Genomic DNA, 17,102 nt, shown 5'->3' on the forward strand with positions numbered 1-17,102 from the left:
CGGCGTTGGTCTTGAGGGCGCCGATGTACCTGTGGGAGCGGGTTTACCCGCGAAGCAGGCGACGCGGTGCTAGAGCTGATCGAAATCGAGCACCACCTTGTCGCTCAATGGGTAGGTCTGGCACGACAGCACATACCCGGCCGCCACTTCGTAGTCCTCCAGGGCATGGTTGCTGTCCATCTCCACCTCGCCCTCGATCACCTTGCACTTGCAGGTCGAGCACACCCCGGCCTTGCACGACCAGGGCAACTCGGCGCCGATGGCGTTGCCGGCCTCGAGCACGCTGCGGGTGTTGCGCGGCAGGTCGAAGGCCAGGGCGCGGCCGTCGCTGATCACGGTGACGTGGCTGACCGCCGAATCCACCTGGCGCGCCGCCTCGCGGGCTTCGCGACGGGCCTCTGCACCGGCGGCGGCGAACAGCTCGAAGTGGATGCGCTCCCTGGCCAGGCCATTGGCCTGCAGGCTGTCGCGCACGGTCTCGGTCATCGCCTGCGGGCCGCAGATGAATGCCGCATCGAGTGACTTCACGTCGAGCCAGCGGGCGAACAGCTGGCCGCACTTGTCGGCGTCGATGCGGCCGTTGTACAGGTCGACATCCTGCTGCTCGCGGCTGAACACGAAGATCAGGTTGAGGCGGTCGAGGTACTGGTTCTTCAGGTCTTCCAGGCGATCGCGGAACAGCGCGCTGTTGCTGGCGCGGTTGCCGTACAGCAGGGTGAAGCGGCTGTGGGGTTCGCAGGCCAGGGTGGTGGCGACCAGCGACAGGATCGGGGTGATGCCGCTGCCGGCGGCCACGCCCAGGTAGTGACCTCGGCGCGTCGGGTCCAGCGGCACGAAGAAGCTGCCCGACGGCGGCATTACCTCGAGCTGCTGGCCGGCCTTGAGCACTTCGTTGGCGAAGGCCGAGAAACGACCGCCCGGCACGCGTTTGACCGCCACGCGCAATTCGCCGTCCTGCACCGCGCTGCAGATCGAATAGGAGCGGCGCACTTCTTCGTCATCCAATCGGGTGCGCATGACCAAGTACTGGCCCTGGGTGAAACGAAACTCATCGTGCAGGTGCGCGGGCACGTCGAAGGCGATGGACACCGCGTCGCGGGTCTCCTGGCGCACTTGCTTGACGGTCAGGCTGTGAAACTGGCTCATGGCGTTCTCCACGGCTCAAAGGCATTTGAAATAGTCGAACGGCTCCAGGCACGCACGGCAGCGGTACAGGGCCTTGCAGGCGGTGGAGCCGAACTGGCTGAGCAGTTCGGTATCGCTACTTGCGCATTGCGGGCAGCACACCGTGGGCGAGGCCCCCCGCAGGCTGGCACTGCCGACGGGCGGTGCGATGCCGTAGGCGCGCAGGCGCTCGCGGCCCTGGTCGCTGATCCAGTCGGTGCTCCAGGCCGGGGTAAGCCTGCGCTCCAGCGCAGGCTCGGCGAACCCGGCCTGTTCCAGCGCCTGGCGGATATCGCCCTCGATCACCTCGGTGGCCGGGCAGCCGGAGTAGGTCGGGGTGACCACCAGGTGCAAGTGGCCGGCGCGCCAGTCGAGGTCGCGCACGACACCTAAGTCGACCACGCTGACCACCGGTACCTCCGGGTCCATCACCTCGGCCAGCACCGCCCAGGCCTGAGCCAGGTCGCCGTCGCGCAGGGCGCGGGCGCCGCGGTCACCCGCGATCAGCTCACCAGGTCGCATCGGGGTAGGCTCGCGGCAGGCACTGCATCTCGGCCAGCAGCAGGCCCAGGTGCTCGGTGTGCAGGCCCTTGCGCCCGTCCAGGTAGAAGTGGCTGGCGGCTTTGGGCAGCGGCAGCTCGATCGAGGCGAAGATCGTTTCCACCGTGGCGTGCCAGCGCTGGGCGACCTGCGCCGGGTGGGCGGCGATGCCGGCCTGGGCCAGTTGCACTTCACTGTCGCTGGCGACCGTCAGCTCGACGGTGAAGCGCCACAGCACGGGGATGGCCTCGAGCATGCGCTGGCGGCTCTCTTCGGTGCCGCCGCCCAGGCGCTGCACCCATTCGCCTGAGCGGCGCAGGTGGTAGGTCACCTCCTTCAGGGCCTTGGCGGCGATACCGGCGATGCGCTCATCGTTCGAGGCACACAGACCGTCAAGTACAGCGTGGTGCCAGGCGTCGTAGAGGAACTGCTTGAGCATCGTCACGGCATAGTCGCCGTTGGGCTGTTCGACCAGCAGCAGGTTGCGGTAGGCGCGCTCGTCGCGGCGGAAGGCCAGGGCGTCGGCATCGCGGCCGTCGTCCTGCAGTTCGGCGGCATAGTCCAGCCAGTTCCGGGCCTGGCCGACCAGGTCGAGGCCGACGTTCATCAGCGCCAGTTCTTCCTCCAGCGCCGGAGCCTTGCCGCACCACTCGCACAGGCGCTGGCCCTGGACCAGGGCGCTGTCGCCGAGCAGCAGCAGGTATTGAATCAATGCTTGCTTGTGCATGGCGCGCCTCACATGTGTCCGACTTCGGCCGGCAGCTCGTAGAAGCTGGCGTGGCGATAGACCTTGTCATCCGCCGGGGCGAACAGCGGGTCCTTCTCGTCGGGGGAGGAGGCGGTGATCAGCGCCGAGGGCACCACCCACAGGCTCACCCCCTCGCTGCGGCGGGTGTACAGCTCGCGGGCATTCTCGATGGCCATGGCGGCGTCGGCGGCGTGCACGCTGCCGACGTGCTTGTGGTTCAGGCCGTGCTTGCTGCGCACGAAGACTTCGAACAGGGTCCAGACAGACATTGGGGGTATCTCCGCATCATTCGCCGCTTCAGGCGGCGTTCTTGTTCTGTTGCTTGCGGGCATAGGCCACGGCGGCCTCGCGCACCCAGGCACCGCTTTCGATGGCGTTGCGCCGGGTGGCCAGGCGTTCCTGGTTGCACGGGCCGTTGCCCTTGATCACTTCGTAGAACTCGTCCCACTGGATCTCGCCGAAGTCGTAGTGGCCACGGGCCTCGTTCCACTTGAGCGCGGGGTCCGGCGCAGTGCAGCCGAGCAGTTCGAGCTGGGGCACGGTCTGGTCGATGAAGCGCTGGCGCAGTTCGTCGTTGGTCTGGCGCTTGATCTTCCAGGCCATGGACTGGGCGCTGTTGGGGGAATGCTCGTCGCTGGGGCCGAACATCATCAGCGCCGGCCACCACAGGCGATCGATGGCGTCCTGGACCATGTCCTTCTGCGCCTGGGTGCCTTGGCGCATCATGGTCAGCAGCAGCTCGTAGCCCTGGCGCTGGTGGAAGCTCTCTTCCTTGCAGATGCGGATCATGGCGCGGGAGTAGGGGCCGTAGGAGGTGCGCTGCAGCACCACCTGGTTGACGATCGCCGCGCCGTCCACCAGCCAGCCCACCGCGCCCATGTCGGCCCAGCTCAGGGTCGGGTAGTTGAAGATGCTCGAGTACTTGGCCTTGCCGCTGTGCAGCCTGGCGATCTCTTCGTCGCGGTCGGCGCCGAGGGTTTCCATGGCGCTGTACAGGTACAGGCCGTGGCCGGCTTCGTCCTGGATCTTGGCCATCAGTTGCAGCTTGCGCTTGAGCGACGGGGCGCGGGTGACCCAGTTGCCTTCCGGGAGCATGCCGACGATTTCCGAGTGGGCATGCTGGGAGATCTGGCGGATGAGGGTCTGGCGGTAGGCCTCGGGCATCCAGTTCTTGGCTTCGATCTTGATCTCGGCGTCGATCTTCTCCTGGAAGGCGCGCTCTTCGGGCGACATCTCCTCCAGGGACTTGAGGCGCTTGACGCCGGTTTCTACGAGCTGTGCGTACATGTTCAGGCTCCCGGTTGTGGGCTGCTTGGGGCGTGGGTCATTTATAAGCGATACAAAACACAACATCAAACAGTATTTGATGTATCAAATAAGAATTGTGTATCGCATTGGGATTGTCGGGGCTGCTGCGCAGCCCTTTCGCGGCACAAGGCCGCTCCTACAAGGGGAATGCGATCTCCTCTGTAGGAGCGGCCTTGTGCCGCGAAAGGGGCGCAGAGCGCCCCCCAGCTTTCTAAAGGCCAAAAAAAGCCCCGGACCATGCCGGGGCTTCCTTCTCAGCGCTTGCCGTCAGCCAGCCAACCGCTTGTCATACACATGACAAGCCTTGCCCTCCGAACGTTTCAGCGTGCCGCAAGGCTGCAACTGGATCTGCGTACTGATACCGATATAGGTCTTGATCTGCCGCGCCAGCTCGCCCACCACCTGCTTGCGCTGGCCCTCGTCGAGGTACTGGCTGTCGCTGCGCAGTTCCACATGCACCTCGACGCTGTCGAGGTTGCCATTGCGATACAGATGGATCTCATAAAGATCTGAAAGCTGTTTTATCTTGAGCACCTGCTCCTCGATCTGCGTCGGGAACACATTGACCCCGCGGATGATCAGCATGTCGTCGCTACGCCCGGTGATCTTGCCGATGCGCCGCATCGGCCGCGCCGTGCCGGGCAGCAGGCGGGTCAGGTCACGGGTGCGGTAGCGCACCATCGGCAATGCCTCCTTGCTCAACGAGGTGAACACCAGCTCGCCAAGCTGGCCGTCCGGCAGCACGTCGCCGCTGACCGGGTCGATGATCTCGGGGTAGAAGTGGTCCTCCCAGATGGTCGGGCCGTCCTTGGTCTCGAGGCATTCCATGGCCACGCCCGGGCCCATGATTTCCGAGAGCCCGTAGATGTCCAGCGCATCGATGCCCAGGCGTTGCTCGATGGAGCGGCGCAGTTCGTCGGTCCAGGGTTCGGCGCCGAAGATGCCCAGGCGCAGCTTGAGGTCGTGCGGGTCGATGCCCTGGCGCTCGATCTCGTCGGCCAGGTTGAGCATGTACGACGGCGTGACCATGATGATGTCGGGCTGGAAGTCGCGGATCAGCTGCACCTGCTTCTCGGTCTGGCCGCCAGACATGGGGATCACCGTGCAGCCCAGGCGCTCGGCACCGTAGTGCGCGCCCAGGCCGCCGGTGAACAGGCCGTAGCCATAGGACACATGCACCTTGTCGCCACGACGCCCGCCAGCGGCGCGGATCGAGCGCGCCACCACGTTGGCCCAGGTGTCGATGTCGTTCTGGGTGTAGCCGACCACCGTCGGCTTGCCGGTGGTACCGCTGGAGGCGTGCAGACGCACCACCTGGTCCTGGGGCACGGCGAACATGCCGTAGGGGTAGTTGTCGCGCAGGTCGTTCTTGCCGGTGAAGGGGAATTTCGCCAGGTCGTCCAGCGACTTCAGGTCATCGGGGTGGGCGCCGCAGGCGTCGAAGCGCTGGCGATACAGCGGCACGTTGGCGTAGGCGTGGTTCAGGCTCCAGCGCAGGCGATCCAGCTGGTGCTGGCGCATCGCGTCGAGGCTGGCGGTTTCCATCGGGTCGAGCAGGGCGCGGTCGGCATCGTGGTAGAGGTTCATGGTTTCACTCGAGTTGTTCTTGTCGTGGGCCGAAGCCCTGAGTGTCATGGCAGGCAGCATACTGCCCGCGTCGCGTGGCGTCTCTGGCGGCTGATCAGAGGCGTTCGAGCACCAGGGCGATACCCTGGCCGACGCCGATGCACATGGTGCACAGGGCATAACGCCCGCCGGTCTGTTCCAGCTGGTGCAGGGCGGTGGTGACCAGCCGTGCGCCGCTCATGCCCAGCGGGTGGCCCAGGGCGATGGCGCCGCCGTTGGGGTTGACCCGGGGATCGTCGTCGGCCAGGCCCAGCTCGCGCAGCACGGCCAGGCCCTGGGCGGCGAAGGCTTCGTTGAGTTCGATCACGTCCATGTCGGCCAGGGACAGGCCGGTCAGTTCCAGTACCTTGCGGGTGGCTGGCACCGGGCCGATGCCCATGAGTCGCGGCTCGACGCCCGCCGCCGCGAGGCCAAGCACCCGGCCGCGAGCCTTGAGGCCATGTCGCCGGGCTGCCGCGGGGCTGGCCAGGAGCAGGGCGCAGGCGCCGTCGTTGACCCCCGAGGCATTGCCGGCGGTGACGCTGCCACCGTCGCGAAACGGCGTGCCCAGGCGCGCCAGCTGTTCCAGGGTGGTGTCGCCACGGGGATGTTCGTCCTGCTCGATGCGCTTGGCCGGGCCTTTGCGCTGGGGGATCTGCACCGCGACGATCTCCCGGGCCAGGCGGCCATTGGCCTGGGCGGCGGCGGCCTTGAGCTGGCTGCGCAGGGCGAAGGCGTCCTGGTCCTCGCGGGAGATGGCGAAGCGCTCGGCGACGTTCTCGGCGGTCTCGGGCATCGAGTCGATACCGTAGTGCGCCTGCATCAGCGGATTGACGAAACGCCAGCCGATAGTGGTGTCGAACAGCTGCGCGCTGCGGCCGAAGGCCTGTTCCGACTTGCCCATGACGAAGGGCGCCCGCGACATCGATTCGACGCCGCCGGCCAGCATCAGCCCGGCCTCGCCGCAGCGCAGGGCGCGGGCGGCGTTGCCGATGGCGTCCAGGCCCGAGCCGCACAGACGGTTGAGGGTGGTGCCGGGCACCTCGATCGGCAGCCCGGCCAGCAGGCCGGCCATGCGCGCGACGTTGCGGTTGTCTTCGCCGGCCTGGTTGGCGCAGCCAAGGATGACATCGTCCACGGCCGCCCAGTCCAAATCGGGATGGCGCGCCATCAGCGCCTTGATCGGCACTGCGGCGAGGTCATCGGGGCGCACGCTCGCCAGGGCGCCGCCATAGCGGCCGATGGGCGTGCGCACGGCATCGATGATCAGCGCGTGGGGCAGGGTGGCGTCAGTCATGGGAGGTCTCCGGCGACAGCACGGTGCCGCGCACTTTGTAGGATTTGCCGTGGAACAGGGCGATCAGCTCGCCCTGCTGGTTCTCGATGCGCACGTCGTAGTTGCCGGTACGGCCCTTGCGGCTCTGCTCGCTGGCGGTGGCCAGCAACTGATCGCCCAGGCGTGCTGGCGCCACATAGTCGATGCTGCAACCCAGGGCCACGGCCGCTTCATCGTAGCTGTTGCAGGCAAAAGCGAAGGCCGAGTCGGCCAGGGCGAACAGGTAGCCGCCGTGGCAGGTGCCGTGGCCCTGGAGCATGTCGGCGCGCACGCGCATGCCCAGCCGGGCGCTGCCGGGGCCGGCGTCGAGCAGTTCGATGCCCAGGCCCTGGCTGGCGGCGTCGCGGGCGAACATGGCCTGGGCGCAGGCGCGGGCCAGGGTGTGTGCGGATTGTTCAGCCATGCAGGCGGCCTCCTTCGGCGTGGGTGCGGCGCAGCAGCAGGGACGGGCGATAACGTTCCTCGCCGTAGCTGCGTTGCAGGTTGTCGAGCACGTTCAGGGTGTAGCCGACCCCCAGGTCGTCGGCCCAGGCCAGCGGGCCGCGCGGGTAGTTGACCCCGGCGCGCATGGCCAGGTCGATGTCGCCGGGCGTGCCGACGCCTTGCAGCACGGCGTCAGCGGCTTCGTTGGCGAGCATGGCGACGGTGCGCAGCACCACCAGGCCGGGCAGGTCGGCCACCGGGCAGGCGCTCAAGCCGGCCCAGGCGAGCAGGGCAACGGCCTGGTCCAGGGCCTCGGCACTGCACTCGGCGCCGTGACTGATGGCCAGGCGCGTGGCGCTGGTGTAGTCCAGGGCCAGGTCCAGCAGCACCAGGTTGCGCAAACCGTCCTCGCGGGCGCGCTGGCTGGCCAGGCGGCCATCGGACAGCGCCAGGGTGGCGTCTCTCACCCGCAGCAGGCCGCCGCCAGCGCGCTCGGTGACGTCGATACCCTTGGCGCGCAGGCGCTCGACCAAGGGCCGCAGGACACCGAGGTCACCTTCCACCGTGCAGCGCTCGACAGGCGCCTGGCTGGTGAGTGCCGCAGGCGCTGGCCGCTCGGCGCCTTCAGCGTAGCTATAGAAGCCCTGGCCAGTCTTGCGCCCGAGGCGCCCGGCGTCGACCAGCTCTTTTTGCACCAGCGATGGCTGGAAGCGGAAGTCGCCATAGAACGCCTCGAACACCGAGCAGGTCACCGCGTAGTTGACGTCATGGCCGATCAGGTCGGTCAGCTCGAAGGCGCCCATGCGAAAGCCTCCGGCGTCGCGCAGCAGGGCATCGAGGGTGGCGCAGTCGGCGGCGCCTTCTTGCAGCAGGCGCAGGCTTTCGGCGTAGAAGGGCCGAGCCACGCGGTTGACGATAAAGCCCGGTGTCGAACGGGTGTGCACCGGTTGCTTGCCCCAGTTGCGGGCGGTGTCGTACAGGGTGCTCGCCAATGTCGGCGCCGTGGCCAGTCCGGACACGACCTCCACCAGCGCCATCAGCGGTGCCGGGTTGAAGAAATGCATGCCGATCACCCGTTGCGGGTGCCGGAGCCCGGCGGCAAGGCTGGTGATCGACAGTGACGAGGTGTTGCTGGCCAGGATGCAGTCGTCGGCGCACCGGGCTTCAAGCTGGCGCAGCAGCTCTTGCTTGATCGGCAGGCTTTCGACGATGGCCTCGATCACCAGGCGGGCATCGGCCAGGTCGTCGAGGCTGTCGATCGGTTGCAGGCGAGCGCGGATGGTGCTGCGGGTGTCGGGGGTAAGCCTACCTTTCTCCACCAAGCGGCCGAGCTGTCGGTCGATACCCTCGATGGCCTGCGCGGCGGCGCCGGGGCGGTTGTCATACAGACGTACCGGGTGGCCGGCCTGCGCCGCCACCTGTGCGATGCCGGCCCCCATGGCGCCGGCGCCGATCACTGCCACCAGAGCGTCGTTGTCGAGTGCGGCCATGGTCAGCGCCCCTTGAACACAGCTGTGCGTTTGTTCATGAAGGCGCCGACGCCCTCGCGGTAGTCCTCGCTGCGCCCAGCCAGGCGTTGCAGGTCGCGCTCCAGTTCCAGCTGTTGGTCGAAGCGGTTGTCGAAGCTCTGGTTGAGGGCGCGCTTGATCAGGGCCAGGCCATAGGTAGGCTGGGTCGCCAGGTGGCGGGCGAGCTTGAGCGCTTCGTCGCGCAGCGCGGCATCGTCCACCACCCGGTGGATCAGCCCCCATTGCTCGGCCTGCTCGGCGCTCAGGCGCTCACCGAGCAGGGCCAGCGCCTTGGCCCGGGCCATGCCGACCAGGCGCGGCAGCAGCCAGGTGCCGCCGGAGTCCGGCACCAGGCCGATCTTGCAGAACGCCTGGATGAAGCTCGCCGAGCGCGCCGCCAGCACCAGGTCGCAGGCCAGCGGCAGGTTGGCGCCGGCGCCGGCGGCCACGCCATTGACCGCGCAGATCACCGGCAGCGGCAGGTCGCGCAGACCGCGCACCAGCGGGTTGTAGAACTGCTCGATGGACTGGCCCAGGTCAGGCAGCTCGGCGCCGGGGGCGACATTGCGGTCGGCCAGGTCCTGGCCTGCGCAGAAGCCACGGCCTTCGCCGGTCAGCAGCAGCACCCGGGCGGTTTCGCTCTGGCGCACCTGCTTCAGCGCCTCGCGCACTTCCAGGTGCATGGCGCTGTTGAAGCTGTTGAGCTGCTCGGGCCGGTTCAGCGAAAGCAGGGCGACGCCGTCGTCGCCGATGGAAAACAGGATGTGCTGGAAGGACATGACTGGCTCGCTCCGTCAGTCGGTGGAAGGCTTACAGCCCTTGGAATCGGGCCGGGCGTTTGGCCTGGAAGGCGCGGATACCCTCGTCGCGGTCGGCGGTGCCGGCCAGCAGGGTGAAGGCGTGGCGTTCGAAGCGCAGGCCACAGGCCAGGTCCATGTCCTGGGCCTTGAGCAGCGCCTCCTTGGCCAGGCGCACCGCCAGCGGTGCCTTGGCGGCGATGGCGGCGGCCACCTGCAGGGCGCGCTCGACGGTGAGTTCGGGCTGGGTGACTTCGCCGACCAGGCCTGCCTGCAGGGCGTGACGGGCGTCGATGGCTTCGCCGCCGAGGACCATCTGCATGGCCAGCGGCTTGCCCACGGCGCGCAGCAGGCGCTGGGTGCCGCCGGCGCCGGGGATGATGCCGAGGTTGATTTCCGGCTGGCCGAAACGGGCGTCGCTGCCGGCGATGACGATGTCGGCGCACATCACCAGTTCGCAGCCACCGCCGAGGGCGAAGCCATTGACGGCTGCGATCAGCGGTTTGCCAAAGCCGGCGATGCGCTGCCAGTGGGCCACGCGCGGGTCATTGAGGATGCCCACCAGGTCGCGCTGGGCCATTTCGTTGATATCGGCGCCGGCGGCGAAGGCCTTGCGGCTGCCGGTGATGACCACGGCGCGGATCTGCGGGTCCTGGTCGGCGGCGTCCAGTTCTGCGGCCAGCTCTTCCAGCAGCGCCGTGTTCAGGGCGTTGAGGGCTTGCGGGCGGTGCAGGGTGATCAGGCGGACGCCGTCCGCCGGGGCCTGCACGATGAGGTTGCTTGGCATGGGGGTACCTCAGGCTGCACGTTCGGCGCCGGCTGGGGCCGGCTTTTCTTGGAATTGTTCGTGGTGCTGGGGCAAGTATATGTTCAAAGTGATACGTAAAATCAACATTGAAATTGTAATTGCGTATCTATAGTTGAGGCGAGCGACGCTATCGCGGGGCAAGCCCGCTCCCACGCTGTCTCGCTGTTGTAGCCATTTGTGGGCGCTGGCTTGCCCAGCGATTAGGTCATCACCGTGCTGACGCTTTGTGAGGAAAGCGATACACCAGCAAGGCATTGACTAAGTGATTTGATCTGATACAGGATCACCGGGTCTTCTGAATCATATCGAGCACCCAGCCCATGCCCTGCTATCGCCTCGACGGCCTGACCCCAGTGGTTCATCCCAGCGCCTACGTACACCCCAGCGCCGTGCTGATCGGCGACGTGTTGATCGGCCCCAACTGCTACATCGGCCCCCTGGCTTCGCTGCGCGGCGATTTCGGGCGAATAATCCTGGAAGAGGGCGCGAACCTGCAGGACACCTGCGTGATGCACGGTTTCCCCGGCGCCGACACGGTGGTCGAGCGCAACGGCCATATCGGCCATGGCGCCGTGCTGCACGGCTGTCGGATAGGCGAGGACGCCCTGGTCGGCATGAACGCGGTGGTCATGGACGGCGCGCATATCGCCCCACGCTGCATCGTCGCCGCCACGGCCTTCGTCAAGGCGGGATTCACGTGTACGGAACAGTGCCTGGTGGTCGGCGCGCCGGCCGAGGTCAAGCGCCCGATCAGCGACCAGGAGCTGGCCTGGAAACAGCGCGGCACTGCCGAATACCACAGCCTGGCCCGGCGCTGCATGACCGCGCTGGTGGAGTGCCCACCGCTGACCGCGCCCGAAGCGGACCGCCCACGCATGTGCGACTCCGGCTTCCGGCCCAAGGCCGAGGGCGGCGCATGAGCCTTGCGCGGTCGCGGCAGGCAGGTATAGTCGAGGCTTTAGCCGCGCCTCGTTCCCCCATGAGCAGCCTTGCCCCCCTGAACCACCTGATTACCCGTTTCCAGGAGCAGACGCCGATCCGCGCAAGCTCCCTGATCATCACCCTGTATGGCGATGCCATTGAACCCCATGGCGGCACGGTCTGGCTGGGCAGCCTGATCAACCTGCTGGAGCCGATGGGCATCAACGAGCGGCTGATCCGTACCTCGATCTTCCGCCTGACCAAGGAAGGCTGGCTGACCGCCGAGAAAGTCGGCCGGCGCAGCTACTACAGCCTGACCGGCACCGGTCGGCGGCGTTTCGAGAAAGCCTTCAAGCGCGTCTACAGCGCCAGCCTGCCGGCCTGGAACGGCGCCTGGACCCTGGTGCTGCTGGCGCAGCTCGACGCCGGCAAGCGCAAGGCCGTGCGCGAAGAGCTGGAATGGCAGGGCTTCGGCGCCATGGGCACGAACCTGCTGGGCTGCCCGCGCACCGACCGCGCCGACCTCGCCGCGACCCTGCGCGAGCAGGACGCCGAGGACGACTGCATCGTCTTCGAAACCCACGCTCAGGAAGTGCTGGCCTCCAAGGCCTTGCGCGCCCAGGTGCGGGAAAGCTGGAACATCGAGGAGCTGGGCCAGCACTACAGCGAGTTCATCCGCCTGTTCCGCCCGCTGTGGCAGGCCATGAAGGACCTCGAGGCGCCGAGCCCGCAGGATTGTTTCCTGGCGCGCACGCTGCTGATCCATGAATACCGCCGCCTGCTGCTGCGTGATCCACAACTGCCGGACGAGCTGTTGCCGGGGGATTGGGAAGGGCGCGCGGCGCGGCAGCTGTGCCGCAACCTGTACCGGTTGGTGCAGGGCAGGGCGGAGGAATACCTGGCCAGCGCGCTGGAAACGGCGGATGGGCCGCTGCCGGATGCCAACGAGAGTTACTATCGGCGGTTTGGCGGGCTTGGTTGACTGGCATCTAACTGATGGGTTCAGCAGGGACCTGTAGGAGCGGCTTTAGCCGCGAACACCGGCAAAGCCGGTGCCATCCACCGCGTCGCTTGCTTCGCGGCTAAAGCCGCTCCCACAGGGTGCGCGCCAGCCGCGCAATCGACAGCACAGGGCCGACAGTCGGGTGCTTTTTCTTCAGATCACAAAAAAACCATGGGTCCCATCCCGCCCCAACTGGTCCACCAACCCGAACTCCCAATCCAGATACCCCTGCATCGCCTCCCGCGGATTGTCGGTGCCCTCGTAGGGGCGGCGATAGCGATCGATGCGCGGCGCACCCAGACGCTGTTCGCCTTGCTCAGTAGGCAGTCCCTCGGCAATCCAGGCGCTGTTGCCGCCCTCGAGCACGAACACCGACTTGCCGCTCAGCGCCGCCACCTCCGGCGCGGCATAGCGCGCCAGCTGGCTCGAGCCGCAGGTCAGGACGAAGTGCCGTGCTGCTGGCAATGAGGCCAGTACTTTCTTCAGCTGGCTGCGCAGCGCCCATACGGCACCGGGAATATGCTGCCTGACATGGTTGGCGCTGGTGGTGAAGTCCAGTAACTGGGTATCCGGCTCCGATAGCCAGTCGGCGAGGCGGGCGGGGCTGATGGTCTCGGCCTGGGGCGGCACCGGCACGGGCGCGACCCAGGCTCCGGTTTGCGTGAAGTCGTCCGATGACAACCCATCGAGCACCGCCACCTCCCAGCCCATCTGGGCCAGCCACGACGCGCTCATGTTGGCGCGCACGCCGTCGTCGTCTACCAGCACTAGGCGGGCGCCGCGTACACTGGCGACATGGTCGGTCTCCTGCACCAACTGGCCGCCGGGCGTGGAGCGGGCGCCGGGCAGGTGGCCCAGGGCAAACTCCTCTGGCGTGCGCACATCGAACAGGTAGGTGGTGCGCTGCGCTTCGGCCTGCCATCGGCGCAGGCCTGCCAGATCGATGCGCGCCACACCGGCACGGTCGGCCACCTGGCGGGCGCGTTGCGCGGCGCTGTCACGGGTGGCGGCGGTCACGGCGCGGAAACGGCGCGACTGGCCTTGCTCCAGGGTTTGCCCGGCGAGGGTCCAGCCGATGGTGCCGTTGCGCAGGGCCGCCACCGGGTTGGGAATACCGGCATTGACCAGCGACTGGGTGCCGATGATGCTGCGGGTGCGCCCGGCGCAGTTGACGATCACCCGGGTGGCCGGATCGGGGGCCAGCTCCGCCACGCGCAGCACCAGTTCGGCGCCGGGCACGCTGATGCCGCCGGGGATGCTCATGGTCTGGTATTCGTCGAAGCGACGGGCATCCAGCACCACCACATCGGCGTTGGCGTCGAGCAGCGCCTTGACCTCTTCGGCAGCCAGCGAGGGCGTATGGCGCTCGGCCTCCACCAGCTCGCCGAAGGCCTTGCTCGGTACATTGACATCGCGGAACAGTTCGCCGCCCGCTTGGCGCCAACCGGCCAGGCCGCCTTCGAGCAGCGCCACGTCGGTGTAGCCGAGAGCGAGCAGGCGCTGCGCGGCGGTCGACGCCAGGCCTTCGCCGTTGTCGTAGACGGTGAGGGGCGTGTCGCGCCGTGGCACTCGGGCGTAGATCTCAAGCTCCAGGCGTGACAGCGGCACATTGGCGGCGAACAACGGATGGGCCTGGGCGAACGGGTCTTCCTCGCGGACATCGAGCAAGGCCAGCTCCTGGCCGGCAAGGAGGGCGGTGCGGATGGCGTGGTAGCTGCGGTGGGTGGTCTGGCTCATGCGCGGTTCTCTTTCGACAGATCCCAGAGGTTGGGCAGGTGGTTGTTGGAATAGCCGGAAATGAAGGGCTTCTCTGTGCCCTCGGCGCTGTACACCGCACGCCGCACCGCGCCGATATTGGCGCCGTAGACATGGATGCTGATGGAGGTGCGGTCGGCATGGGCGTTGCGCACCTGGTGCAGGTCGCCGATGCGCGGCGACACCGCGATCACCTGGCCGGGCTCCAGTCGTTCGGCCGGCCCCTCCTGCTGCAGGCCATCCTGCGCCAGGGCATAGCCCTGGCTGATCTCGCTGCCGCGCAGCATGCCGATCAGCCCCCAGGTACGGTGGTCGTGCACCGGGGTTTCCTGCCCCGGCCCCCAGACGAAACTGACGATGGAGAAGCGCTGGCTGGAATCGGCGTGCAGCAGGTATTGCTGGTAGCGCTCCGGGTTGGGCCGGGTGTAGTCGTCCGGCAGCCAGTCGTCGACACTGACCAGCTCGCGCAGCAGCCGCGCGCCGTGGTCGAGCAGGCGCGGCTCGTCCGGCGCCTGGGCGAGGAGGTCGGCCAGCTCGCCGATGAAGCCGCGTAGCCGTCCGAGGTTGGGCGTTTGAGACATGGGTTCCCTCGATGTCTGTCAGGTGAGGCAGCGCCGGGCGCTACCGTGGCGAGGGAAAAGGTATTATTCTTGTTGCGTATTTTTCCAGATATTTATTATGCGAATTAAGAATGAAGATAGATGATATCGATGCATTCGTGGCCGTCATCCGCAGCCAGTCCATCAGCCAGGCGGCCGAATCGCTGCGCCTGACCCAGCCAGCCATCACCCGTCGGGTGCAGAACTTCGAGGAGGCCCTGGGCGTCAGCCTGCTGGACCGCAACACCAAACCGCTGAAACCCACGCCCATGGGCATGCGCGTCTACGAGCAGTGCCGGGCGGTACTGCGCGAGATGGACGCGCTGCGCGAGCTGGTGCTCAGCGACTCCTCACCCAGCGGCGCCCTGCGCCTGGGGGTGCCACAGACAATCGGTGACGTGGTACTGCTTGACGCCCTGAGCCAGCTCAAGGCGCTGTACCCCGACCTGCAGACCCAGGTCGCCACCGGTTGGGGCAGCCATCTGCTGGGCAAGATGGAAAACGGCGAGCTGGACGCCGTGGCGGCGCTGTTCCCGGCCGGCAAGGTGTTCCCCGAGGGCATCGTCGGCCGTTCGCTGGCGCGTATGGACCTGGTGGTGGTGGCCGCCCGTGGCGAGGTGGGCAAGCGCAGTTGCAAGCTCGCCGACTGCTACCAGCGCGGCTGGGTGCTCAACCCCGACGGCTGTGGCTTCCGTGCCGGCCTGCAGCGGGCGTTGAACGACGAAGGGCTGTCGCTGCGGATCAACCTGGAGACCTTCGGTACCGAGCTGCAGTTGGGCTTGATCGCCAATGGCCTGGGCTTCGGCCTGGTGCCGCGGCCGTTGCTGGACAACAGCCGTCATCGCGAGCGCCTGGAGATTGTGCAGGTGAGTGATTTCAAGCCGGTGATTGACCTGTGGCTGATTCATCCGCGTTTTCTTGGGAATTTGCAGGCGCCGGTGGCGTTGTTTGGCGAGACGGTGGCGCAGCGGGTGGTGAGTCAGGGGTGAGGTTTTGGGTTTTGATCGTGTTTAGGCGAAGAGGTGCCTGGCGATAGCCTTGCAGCGCCTATGAGATCGAGCGCCGCCCGCGCGGCGCATCGCGACGCAAGGCCGCTCCTACATCTATGGTTACCCCCATTTCTGCAATACTGTACTGAGATGTGCGTGAGTTTGGTTTGCGTCAATCTATACGGCGTCGTGTGGGAGGTTGGTCCCGCGCCTCGATGAAAATCGCGCCCGACGAGCCTAGATATTTGTTCGGCTTCTGAAGCCGAGTAGGAGCTCAGGTTGATCGCCAGGCCGGTATACCGTTCACGTCATCTGTGTGCAGCATCGCAAAACCAGGTGGGTTGTTACTCGTGTGTCTGCAGGGTCAAGCGTTCATGGCGCTTGACCCTGCATCAAATTCGCTGTGGTGTGCCGTGATGGCCCAGGCGATTCGGGCCAGTTTGTTGGCGATAGCGCACACCACCAGGTTGGGGTGGTGAACACGTAGCAAGCCACGTACCCAATCCGCCAGCTTGCCGGTTTTGCGCTCCAGCCCAATCAGATAGACCCTCGCGCACTGGATCAGCAGTCGTCGCTGATTGCCGTCGCCCCGCTTGCTGATTCGCCCCAGGCAAGGTTTGCCGCCTGTCGTGTGCTGCCTGGGAACCAGGCCTATGGAGGCTGAATAATTTCGCCCACAGCGGAACTGCTTACCATCACCCAATTCCGCAGCCAGGGCGGTAGCGGTGATCGGGCCAATACAAGGTATCGACATCAAACGGGAAGCAAGATCATCGCTAACGGCCTGGCTATGCACTTCCTTGTCTAGAGCCTTGATCCGATCATCGAGATAGCGGAAGTGGGCATGTAGGTCCAGCAACAGCTTCTTGATCAACGGTGAGAAGGTACTGTCGTCCAGCAGAATGGGGAGCTCCCGGACCGCCTTGAAGGTGGGTGCCAAACTGACCCCCACCTCGAGCAAATAAGCGTGGATGCGGTTCATGGTGGCAGTACGGTCTCTGATGAAGCTGTCGCGCAGTGAATTGAGCATCGCCAGCGCCTGCTGGGCCTCGGTTTTGGGAGGCACGAAGCGCATCTGATCGCGGGTTGCCGCCTCACCGATAGCGGCAGCATCGGCAAAGTCATTCTTGTTGCTTTTCACGTAGGGGCGAACGAACTGTGCGGGAATAAGTTTGGGCGTATGACCCTGTCTCGTCACCTCTCGCGCCATGAAATGAGAGCCACCACAGGCCTCCATCGCCACCGTACAGGGCGCAAGATTGGCAAGGTGGCGGATGAGTGACTCACGGTTGAACCTGCGGTGATAGAGCTCATGACCCCGATCATCCTGAGCGTGTACATGGAAGCTCAACTTTCCCAGGTCGATGGCGATGATGGCGACAGTGTTCATGGCGTTGCACTCCGATAGGCACCCTGTGAAAGCTTAGAGGGCTGACACAGGGTGGGGCGGGGGTAGCCATTTCATTATTTGTTGCAACGTGCCGAACCTGTCAGGCCATGGTTGCCCGCCTTGGTGCATGTCTTGAGACAGGTTAGGCGGCAGTAGTGCCCACAAGGCGGCCCAGGTAATGGCACAGGTTTGACTGGCCCGAAACAGA

17 protein-coding genes are annotated in these 17,102 nt (G+C 66.4%); 3 read left to right on the forward strand and 14 right to left on the reverse strand.

Annotated elements, in window-relative coordinates; genetic code table 11:
* Nucleotides 1–69: 69 nt before the first annotated feature.
* The 11 genes from paaE to paaF form a co-directional block, all read right to left on the reverse strand.
* Nucleotides 70–1,146: a 1,2-phenylacetyl-CoA epoxidase subunit PaaE gene (gene paaE / locus PRtIB026_RS15585; RefSeq protein WP_203646655.1), complete on the reverse strand. Its 1,077-nt coding sequence runs from the start codon at nucleotides 1,144–1,146 to the stop codon at nucleotides 70–72.
* A 15-nt stretch (nucleotides 1,147–1,161) separates the two neighbouring features.
* Nucleotides 1,162–1,686 carry a 1,2-phenylacetyl-CoA epoxidase subunit PaaD gene (paaD, locus tag PRtIB026_RS15590; RefSeq protein WP_232856182.1) on the reverse strand — a complete coding sequence of 175 codons (525 nt, stop codon included), beginning with the start codon at nucleotides 1,684–1,686 and terminating at the stop codon, nucleotides 1,162–1,164.
* Nucleotides 1,673–2,431, reverse strand: a complete 759-nt coding sequence (paaC, locus tag PRtIB026_RS15595) for a 1,2-phenylacetyl-CoA epoxidase subunit PaaC (protein ID WP_203646653.1) — start codon at nucleotides 2,429–2,431, stop codon at nucleotides 1,673–1,675. The genes paaD and paaC overlap by 14 nt, the downstream gene beginning before the upstream one ends.
* A gap of 8 nt (nucleotides 2,432–2,439) precedes the next feature.
* Entirely contained in the window at nucleotides 2,440–2,721 is a 282-nt protein-coding gene (gene paaB, locus PRtIB026_RS15600) for a 1,2-phenylacetyl-CoA epoxidase subunit PaaB (protein WP_011533969.1), read from the reverse strand.
* 28 nt (nucleotides 2,722–2,749) lie between these two features.
* Nucleotides 2,750–3,739: a 1,2-phenylacetyl-CoA epoxidase subunit PaaA gene (gene paaA, locus PRtIB026_RS15605; RefSeq protein ID WP_203646651.1), complete on the reverse strand. Its 990-nt coding sequence runs from the start codon at nucleotides 3,737–3,739 to the stop codon at nucleotides 2,750–2,752.
* Between the two features lie 288 nt (nucleotides 3,740–4,027).
* Nucleotides 4,028–5,347: a phenylacetate--CoA ligase PaaK gene (gene paaK / locus PRtIB026_RS15610; RefSeq protein WP_203646649.1), complete on the reverse strand. Its 1,320-nt coding sequence runs from the start codon at nucleotides 5,345–5,347 to the stop codon at nucleotides 4,028–4,030.
* A gap of 94 nt (nucleotides 5,348–5,441) precedes the next feature.
* Nucleotides 5,442–6,662, reverse strand: coding sequence for a 3-oxoadipyl-CoA thiolase (pcaF, locus tag PRtIB026_RS15615; RefSeq protein WP_324256542.1), 1,221 nt, complete (start codon nucleotides 6,660–6,662; stop codon nucleotides 5,442–5,444).
* Complete coding sequence (gene paaI, locus PRtIB026_RS15620; protein WP_203646647.1) at nucleotides 6,655–7,104, reverse strand: hydroxyphenylacetyl-CoA thioesterase PaaI; 450 nt, start codon at nucleotides 7,102–7,104, stop codon at nucleotides 6,655–6,657. Before paaI ends, pcaF begins: the two co-directional genes overlap by 8 nt.
* Nucleotides 7,097–8,614: a 3-hydroxyacyl-CoA dehydrogenase PaaH gene (gene paaH / locus PRtIB026_RS15625; protein ID WP_267812462.1), complete on the reverse strand. Its 1,518-nt coding sequence runs from the start codon at nucleotides 8,612–8,614 to the stop codon at nucleotides 7,097–7,099. The genes paaI and paaH overlap by 8 nt, the downstream gene beginning before the upstream one ends.
* A gap of 2 nt (nucleotides 8,615–8,616) precedes the next feature.
* The gene (paaG, locus tag PRtIB026_RS15630) at nucleotides 8,617–9,411 is read right to left on the reverse strand and encodes a 2-(1,2-epoxy-1,2-dihydrophenyl)acetyl-CoA isomerase PaaG (RefSeq protein ID WP_203646645.1); all 795 of its coding nucleotides are present in this window, start codon (nucleotides 9,409–9,411) and stop codon (nucleotides 8,617–8,619) included.
* A gap of 31 nt (nucleotides 9,412–9,442) precedes the next feature.
* Nucleotides 9,443–10,216 (reverse strand): 2,3-dehydroadipyl-CoA hydratase PaaF, encoded by a 774-nt coding sequence (paaF, locus tag PRtIB026_RS15635; protein WP_203646643.1) that lies wholly within the window; start codon nucleotides 10,214–10,216, stop codon nucleotides 9,443–9,445.
* A 341-nt stretch (nucleotides 10,217–10,557) separates the two neighbouring features.
* Between paaF and paaY the strand changes: the two genes are divergently transcribed.
* Nucleotides 10,558–11,157 carry a phenylacetic acid degradation protein PaaY gene (gene paaY / locus PRtIB026_RS15640; protein ID WP_203646641.1) on the forward strand — a complete coding sequence of 200 codons (600 nt, stop codon included), beginning with the start codon at nucleotides 10,558–10,560 and terminating at the stop codon, nucleotides 11,155–11,157.
* A gap of 59 nt (nucleotides 11,158–11,216) precedes the next feature.
* Nucleotides 11,217–12,140, forward strand: a complete 924-nt coding sequence (gene paaX / locus PRtIB026_RS15645) for a phenylacetic acid degradation operon negative regulatory protein PaaX (protein ID WP_203646639.1) — start codon at nucleotides 11,217–11,219, stop codon at nucleotides 12,138–12,140.
* A gap of 174 nt (nucleotides 12,141–12,314) precedes the next feature.
* Here the strand turns inward: paaX and PRtIB026_RS15650 are convergent, their stop codons facing one another.
* Nucleotides 12,315–13,898, reverse strand: coding sequence for a rhodanese-related sulfurtransferase (locus PRtIB026_RS15650; RefSeq protein ID WP_203646637.1), 1,584 nt, complete (start codon nucleotides 13,896–13,898; stop codon nucleotides 12,315–12,317).
* Entirely contained in the window at nucleotides 13,895–14,497 is a 603-nt protein-coding gene (locus PRtIB026_RS15655) for a cysteine dioxygenase (protein ID WP_203646636.1), read from the reverse strand. Before PRtIB026_RS15655 ends, PRtIB026_RS15650 begins: the two co-directional genes overlap by 4 nt.
* Before the next feature lie 110 nt (nucleotides 14,498–14,607).
* On the opposite strand from PRtIB026_RS15655, the gene PRtIB026_RS15660 reads away from it, so the two are divergent.
* Nucleotides 14,608–15,504, forward strand: a complete 897-nt coding sequence (locus PRtIB026_RS15660; RefSeq protein ID WP_203646635.1) for a LysR family transcriptional regulator — start codon at nucleotides 14,608–14,610, stop codon at nucleotides 15,502–15,504.
* Nucleotides 15,505–15,868: 364 nt separating this feature from the next.
* Here PRtIB026_RS15660 and PRtIB026_RS15665 read toward each other — a convergent pair whose 3' ends face one another.
* On the reverse strand, nucleotides 15,869–16,894 hold the full coding sequence (locus PRtIB026_RS15665) for an IS110 family transposase (protein ID WP_203646634.1): 1,026 nt from the start codon (nucleotides 16,892–16,894) through the stop codon (nucleotides 15,869–15,871).
* Nucleotides 16,895–17,102: the final 208 nt, after the last annotated feature.

The organism is Pseudomonas sp. RtIB026, from assembly GCF_016861355.2.
Classification (GTDB): domain Bacteria; phylum Pseudomonadota; class Gammaproteobacteria; order Pseudomonadales; family Pseudomonadaceae; genus Aquipseudomonas; species Aquipseudomonas peradeniyensis.